This is a genomic window from Anaeromyxobacter sp. SG64 (assembly GCF_022690745.1).
In the GTDB taxonomy this organism is placed as follows: domain Bacteria; phylum Myxococcota; class Myxococcia; order Myxococcales; family Anaeromyxobacteraceae; genus Anaeromyxobacter; species Anaeromyxobacter soli.
The window spans coordinates 3,254-10,358 of record NZ_JALCZB010000130.1; the positions used below are offsets into that span (position 1 = coordinate 3,254).

The window sequence follows — 7,105 nt, forward strand, 5'->3', positions numbered from 1 at the left end:
ACGGGCGGGCGGCACCGCGCCGCCGTCGAGCGCGCGGCGGAGGCGCTCGCGCAGCTGCACGTGCAGGCCCCGGTGGTGCTCCGCCTCGAGGACGCGCCGCCGGAGGCGGTCGTGGTGCTCGCCGACGCCGTGGGCGTGACGCCGCTCGAGGCCAAGGAGATCCGGCGGCGGCTCGAGGCAGGCGGTGGGGTGCTCGCGTTCGGCGAGCCCGCCGGCGCCGACGAGGTCGGGCGGCCAGGCGCGACGTTCTTGCCGGGCGGCAAGCCCGCCGGCGTGCGCGTGGGGAAGGGGACCTTCGCCGCCCTCGCGCCGCTCGCGCCGGAGAAGGGCAGCGCCGCGCCGCCGGACCCGGCGCTGCTCGAGCGCGCGCTCGCGGCGCTCCTCGGCAAGGGACGCCGGGCGGCGTCCGTCGCCTCGCGCCAGCCGCTCCTCGTGGTCCTCGACCGCGCGGACGGCGCGGTGCACGCGCACCTCGTCACGCTCGGCCCGGAGCGCGCCCAGGGCGCGACCCTGTTCCTCGGCCTCCAGGTGGCGGGCGACGCCCGCCGCGCGCGCTTCGTCTCCGCAGACGGCAGCGACGTGCGCATCCCCATGAACCCGTCGGGCTACTCGCTCTCCACGGTGCTCCCCGCCTTCAAGGGCTACGCGATCCTCAGCGTGAACGTTTGAACGGGGGCTGCGCCCCCGCCCCAACGACGGCTGGCCGCCGTCGTCGGGGCCCCACCCCTGCTCGCCGGGTCCCGTGCGCCGCCGCGTGGCGGCTTCGCCGCGAACGCGACGGCGCCCCGGCGCGCTCGCGTTGCTCGCGTGTCGTGACCACGAGGTCCAGCCGAGCTGCCGGAGCGTTCACCGTTCGGCGCTGGCGCCGCGGACGGGCAGCGTCACCGTCACGGTGGTGCCGCGGCCCTCGGCGGTGTCGAGGGCGATCCGGCCGCCGTGGCGCTCGAGGATGCCCTGCACGATCGGGAGCCCGAGGCCGATGCCCACGCCCGGGCGCGTCGTGAAGAACGGCTCGAACGCCCGGGCCGCGATCTCCGGCGGCATGCCCGCGCCGTCGTCCTGCACCGCGACCTTCACGGTCTCGCCGTCCTGCTCGAGCGCGAGCGACACGCGGCCGCCCTCGCCGACCGCCTGCGCGGCGTTCCGCACGAGGTTCACGAAGACGTGCACGAGGCTCGGGCGGTTCCCCTCGACCGGCGGCACCGGGACGAGCCGCTGCTCGAGCACCGCGCTCATCTCCTTGAGGGCGGGCTTCGCGAGCCGCGCCGCCTCGTCGAGCACCGAGGCGAGGTCCACGAGCTCGGCCCGCGCGCCGGAGGGCTTCGCGTAGGCGACGAGGTCGCGCGCGAGCCGCTGGATGCGCTGGCCCCCCTCGCGGATGGCGCGGAGCTTCTCCACGTCGGCGGGGTCGTGCCCGGCGTTCTGCAGCTTCTCCACGAGCACGTCCGAGTACATGTTCACCGCGGTGAGCGGGTTGTTGAGCTCGTGCACGACGCCCGCGACGAGCCGGCCGATGCCGGCGAGCCGCTCGGCGTGCTCCGCCGCGGCCTCGAGCGAGCGCACGCGCGTGAGGTCGTGGCCGATGGCGATGACCCCCTCGACGTCGCCGGCCGCGCCGAAGATGGGGGCGGTGTTCACCGCGATGCGCGCCTCGCGCCCCGCGGCGAGGAGCCGCGTCTCGAACCCGTCCACCGACTCGCCCGAGAGCCCGCGCGCGAGCACCGCCTCCACCGCGGCGTGCTCCTCCGGCGGGATGCGCGCGAGGAGATCGCCCCCGAGCGCCTCCTCGCGGGCGACCCCGGTGAGCCGCACCAGCGCGGCGTTCCAGACGATCACCTCGCGCGCCCGGCTCGCCACGAAGATGAGCGCGTTCGCGTGCTCGATGAGGTCCTCGAGGTAGGTCTTGAGGTAGGTGAGCTCCTCGACCGAGCGCAGGTTGCGGACGCCGAGGGCGGCGTGGTTCGCCACCTGGTAGAGCAGCGACGCGTCGGAGAGCGGGTCGCCCGGGCCGCCGCGCGCGTACTCGAGGTTCACGATGCCGAAGAGCTGCCCCGCCACGGCGAGCGGGACCGCGCTCGCCTCGTCGCAGCCCGCGAAGAGCGGCTCGTCGCGCTCGACGATCTGGACGCCGCCCTGCTCGAGCGCCGCGCGCGAGAGGCCGGTGCGCTCGACCGCGATCGCCTTGAGGGCGAGCCGGCCGCGCGCGAGCGGCCGGAGCCGGCCGCGGGCGTACAGGGTGGTGAGCGCGAAGGTCCTCGGATCGACGAGCCGCACGCAGAAGGAGCGCGCGGGGAAGAGCAGCTCGAGCGCGCGCGCCACCGCGGCGGTGATCTGGTCCTCGCTGCGCGCCTCGGCGAGCTCGCGGGAGAGGGCGAGGAGCACGCGCGGGACCGCGGTGTCCTCGTCGGGCAGCGCCAGGGCGAGGGCGGCCGAGCCCAGGACCGCGCCGCTGTGCGCGGGCGTGAGCGCGGCGGAGACGTCGACGCGGGCAGGCACGCCGGCGACGCTCGTGCGGTAGCTGCGGATCGTCCCGGGGAGCGGGGTGGGGACCTCGCCGTCCACCGGCGGGAGGAGCGTGCCGAGCGCCGCGCCGCGGAGCGCGTCGGCGTCCTGCCCGAGCGCCCGCGCGAACGCCTCGTTCGCGAGCTTCACCACGCCGTCCTCGAGGACCACCGCCGGCACCGCCGCGGTGCGGAACACCTCGCGCAGCACGGCGTCGTCCACGCGCGGGGCGGGCCGCGGGGGCCTCCGCCGCGGCGTCGCGCGGGACGATCGCTTCCGCGGCCGTGCCTTCTCCTTGCGTGCCACGCGCTTCCCCCGCAGTGACTCTAGCACGCGGAGCGGACGCGCCGACGAAGGCGGCGGCCGCGGCCTTCAGCGCCCGGCGCGATGTGCGGCGATGGCGGCGGACATCACCTCGCGCACCGGGACGCCGCGCTCGCGCGCGCGGGCGAGGCAGTCGTCGTACTCGGGGTGAGCGCCCAGCTCGCGCCCGGCCTGCCACGCCACCTTGACCCGCACGACCCCGTAGGGCGTCTCCACCTGCTCGAAGGTGCGCTCGAGAGCGTCCCGCTCGACCGCGTGGCGGCGGACGCCGAGCGTGGTGGTCTCCGCGAAGAGCGCCTGGGTCACCGCCGCGCGGCGCGGCTCCTCGCACAGCGCACCCAGGAGCACCCCCGGACGTCCCTTCTTCATGGTGAGCGGCGCGGCCCACGCGTCGAGCGCGCCCGCCTCGAGCGCGGCCTCGATGGCGCGCGCGACGAGCTGCCCGGGGCAGTCGTCGAGGTTCGCCTCGAGCACCCACAGCGCCCCGGCGCCGGCCTCCGCGGGCGCGCCGCCCGCAGGGCTCGCGCCCGGGGCGAGCGGGACCTCCTCGGCGAGCGTCATGCGCAGCACGTTCGGCCGGTCCGGCCAGGTGACCGTCCCGACGCCGTAGCCGATCCGGCGCGGCACGAACGGCGGCAGGGGCCCCACCTGGGCGAACTCGGCGAGGAGGGCGGCGCCGGTGGGCGTGACCGCCTCGCCGGGAGGCCCGCCGGGCCGCACGGGCGTGCCGGCGAGCAGCTCCAGCACCGCCGGCGGCGGGATGGGCACCGGCCCGTGCGCCGTCCTGGCGATCCCGCGCCCGAGCTCGGGCGGCGCGGACACCACGCGCGGCCAGCCGAGCAGGTCGAGCGCCACCGCCGCGCCGCACAGGTCCACGATCGAGTCCACCGCGCCGACCTCGTGGAAGTGCACCTCCTCGACCGGCACGCCGTGGACCTTCGCCTCGGCCCGGCCGATCCGCTCGAACAGCCCGCGCGCGGCGGCCTTCACCCGCGGCGCGAGCGCGCTCGCGTCGAGGATGCCGAGGATCTCGGAGAGCGAGCGCGCGGGCGGCTCCTGCCCCTCCACGACCACGTCCACGTGCGTGCCGAGGATCGCCGAGGCGCTCCGGCGCTGCACCTCGAGCCGCCAGCCGGGCACGCCCAGCGAGCGGAGCGCCTCCTCGAGGCGGGCGCGGTCGACGCCCAGGTCGAGCGCCGCCGCGAGGAACATGTCGCCGGCGATGCCGCCGATGGGTTCGAGGACGAGCAGAGGCTGCATGGAGAGGCTCCTACTCGCGCGCGATGAGGCCCGCCACGAACGCCGCCCCGAAGCCGTTGTCGATGTTCACGACCGTGACGTTGGGCGCGCAGGAGTTGAGCATGGTGAGGAGCGGCGCCATGCCGCCGAGCGAGGCTCCGTAGCCGACGGAGGTGGGCACCCCGATGACGGGCCGCCCCACGAGGCCCCCCACCACCGAGGGGAGCGCGCCCTCCATGCCGGCCGCCACGATCACGGCGCGGGCCCGCTCGAGGTCCGCCCGGCGCGCGAGGAGCCGATGCAGACCGGCGACGCCCACGTCGTAGACGCGGATCACCTCGAGGCCCATCACGTCGAGCGTCACCGCCGCCTCCTCGCAGACGGGGATGTCGCTCGTCCCGGCGCAGCAGACCGCGACCGGCCCGCGCGCCGGGACGTCCATGCGCCCCTTGCGCAGGGTGCGCGAGACCGGGTCGTACTTCGCCCCCTTCACCGCGCGCCTCACCGGCGCGGCCTTGTCCGGCGCGAGGCGCGTCACGAGGAGCGGCCCGCGGGCCGCGAGCTGCTTCGCGATCGCGGCGACCTGGGCGCCGGTCTTGGCCTCGGCGAGCACCACCTCCGGCATGCCCACGCGCAGCGCGCGGTGCGTGTCGATCGTGGCGACGTCGCCGAGCCGCTCGAACGGCGCGTGCTTCATGTGCGCGACCGCGTCGTCGACGGTGGTGTCGCCATTGCGGACGCCGTCGAGGAGCCGGCGCAGCGTGCGTTCGTCCATGCCGGGGTGTCTAGCGCAGATCGAGGTGCGAGAGGAGCCTCGCGATCCGTTCCGGCTCGGGCATGACGAGGATGAGCCCCTCGAGGGCCCCGCGATCGACCTCGGCGGCGAGGGTGAAGCGGGTGGCGAGCGCGATCGAGCCGGCGTGGGCGACGAGCCGCTCGACGCAGGCGCGGCCGCTGCCACGCGCGAAGGTGGGCACCGACAGGAGCAGCTTCTCGCCGACCAGGGTCCCGATGGCGGAGACGAAGGCGCTCCCCACGATGTTGCCCGACTCCATGAGGGCGCTCTCGGCCATGCCGCCCCAGCCCTCGCCCGCGCCGGGCGGGAAGCCGAGCAGCGCCGCGAGCCCTTCCGCGTCCGCCTCGGGCAGGGCGAGGAGCAGGTCGCCCTGGAGCGGCCCCTCGAGCTTCACGCCGACGGCGACGAGGTCCTGGCCGAGCCCCCCGAGGAACACGGCGATGGCGCCCGCCTCGGCGCCCACCCACGCCTCGGGGACGTCCATCTCGATACGCCGGCCGGCGAGCTTGCCGAGCGCGGTGATGGCCTGCCCGCAGCCGATGGTGGCGAGCTCCTGGAGGGCGTCGAGGTCTCGCGGGCCGAAGGAGGTCACGCCGAGAGGAGCCTCTGCACGTCCAGGATGAACACCGGCCGCCCGGTGCCGAGCACCGTCACCGCGGAGAGGCCGGGCACGAGGTCGAGCGGCTCGCCGAGCGGCTTCAGCACCGCCTCGTGCTGGCCGAGGAGCGCGTCCACCGCGAGGCCGACCCGCCCGCCGTCGCCGCCGTCGGCCACCACCACCGAGCGCTCGTCGAAGGGCGCGCCCGGGAAGCCGAGCAGGCGGGTGAGGTCGTGCACCGGGACGAGCGCGCCCTCGTGCTCCAGCACCGGCGTCCCCTGGCTCCGCTCGAGCCGGGAGAGCGCCACCTGCGCCGCGCCGTGGACCTTGGCGATGGGGATGCCGAGCACCTCCTCGCCGACGCGCACGAGCAGCACCGGCTGCACCGCCACGGTGAGCGGCAGGCGGAAGGTGACGCGCGTGCCCTTGCCGGGCACGGAGTCGAGCTCGAGCGTACCGCCCACCCCCTCGACGGTGCGCTTCACCGCGTCGAGGCCGACGCCGCGGCCGGAGACGTCGGTGACGGTCTCGGCGGTCGAGACGCCTGGCAGGCAGGCGAGCAGGAGCGCCTCGCGCTCGGGGAGCTCCGCCGCGTCCTTCGCGCTGAGCGCGCCGCGCGCGACCGCGGCGGCGCGGAGCTTCTCGGGGTTCATGCCGCGCCCGTCGTCGGAGATCTCGAGGATCACCCGGTCCCGCTCGCGGCGAGCGGTGATGGCGAGGGCGCCGGTGGCGGGCTTCCCGGCGAGGAGTCGGAGGTGGGGGAGCTCGACGCCGTGATCGACGGCGTTGCGCAGGACGTGCAGCACCGGGTCCGACAGCTCCTCCAGGATGGCGCGGTCGAGCTCGATCTCCGCGCCGCGGATCTCCACCTCCACGCTCTTGCCGAGCTTGCGCGCGACGTCGCGCGCCGTGCGCGGGAGCCGCTCGGTGACGAGGGCGAGCGGCGTCATCCGCACCGTCATCACCTTGTCGTGCAGGTCCTTCACGATCGCGTGGAGCCGGTCCACGCCCTCGTCGAGCGCCGGGCGGGCGCCCTCCGGCAGCGCCCGGCCGATCTCGCGGATGCGCGCGGTGGCGAGGATGAGCTCGCCCACCGCGTCGAGGAAGCCGTCGAGGATCTCGGTGCGGACGCGCACCGTGCGGCTCGCCTCCCCGGGCGTCCCCTCGCGCGCGGGCGCCGGGGCCGGCGCGGGGGCGCGCTCCGCCTCCGCCTCGCGGAGCGTGACGGCGGCGATGTCGGAGATCTGCGCGAGGGCGCGCTCCACCGCCTGGAGCGACTCGGCGGTGTCGAGCAGGACCTCGAGGCGCTTGCCCGGGATGCGGCCGGCGCGGAGCTCCTCCACGGACGGCCGGGCCTCGGCGACCTGCCCGAGCGCGCCGAGCTTCTTCACCACGAGGAAGCCGCGCACCGCCGGCACCGGGCAGGACCCGGCGATCTCGACCTGCACCTGCACTCGCCGGGCGGTGCGCGCGCGCGGCGCGGCGGCGGGCGGGGGCGCGGCGGGGGCGGCACGAGGAAGCCGCGCACCGCCGGCACCGGGCAGGACCCGGCGATCTCGACCTGCACCTGCACTCGCCGGGCGGTGCGCGCGCGCGGCGCGGCGGCGGGCGGGGGCGCGGCGGGGGCGGGCGGCTCGACCGGCGCG

Annotated in this window: 5 protein-coding genes and 1 pseudogene; 1 reads left to right on the top strand and 5 read right to left on the bottom strand. The window is 76.8% G+C overall.

Annotation, left to right across the window (positions count from 1 at the left end; genetic code table 11):
- Positions 1-669 (top strand): annotated as a pseudogene (locus MNZ29_RS22285) (hypothetical protein); the annotation flags it as partial.
- 177 nt (positions 670-846) lie between these two features.
- Here the strand turns inward: MNZ29_RS22285 and MNZ29_RS22290 are convergent.
- From MNZ29_RS22290 to MNZ29_RS22310, 5 genes are all read right to left on the bottom strand, one after another.
- Complete coding sequence (locus MNZ29_RS22290; RefSeq protein ID WP_242356784.1) at positions 847-2,724, bottom strand: ATP-binding protein; 1,878 nt, start codon at positions 2,722-2,724, stop codon at positions 847-849.
- A gap of 150 nt (positions 2,725-2,874) precedes the next feature.
- A complete protein-coding gene (larC, locus tag MNZ29_RS22295) occupies positions 2,875-4,086 on the bottom strand; it encodes a nickel pincer cofactor biosynthesis protein LarC (RefSeq protein WP_242356787.1) in 1,212 nt (403 codons plus the stop codon).
- A 10-nt stretch (positions 4,087-4,096) separates the two neighbouring features.
- Positions 4,097-4,840 (bottom strand): nickel pincer cofactor biosynthesis protein LarB, encoded by a 744-nt coding sequence (gene larB / locus MNZ29_RS22300; RefSeq protein WP_242341070.1) that lies wholly within the window; start codon positions 4,838-4,840, stop codon positions 4,097-4,099.
- 10 nt (positions 4,841-4,850) lie between these two features.
- Positions 4,851-5,453 carry a chemotaxis protein CheC gene (locus MNZ29_RS22305; RefSeq protein WP_242341071.1) on the bottom strand — a complete coding sequence of 201 codons (603 nt, stop codon included), beginning with the start codon at positions 5,451-5,453 and terminating at the stop codon, positions 4,851-4,853.
- Positions 5,450-6,907 (bottom strand): chemotaxis protein CheA, encoded by a 1,458-nt coding sequence (locus MNZ29_RS22310; protein WP_242356789.1) that lies wholly within the window; start codon positions 6,905-6,907, stop codon positions 5,450-5,452. The genes MNZ29_RS22305 and MNZ29_RS22310 overlap by 4 nt, the downstream gene beginning before the upstream one ends.
- Positions 6,908-7,105 lie beyond the last annotated feature (198 nt).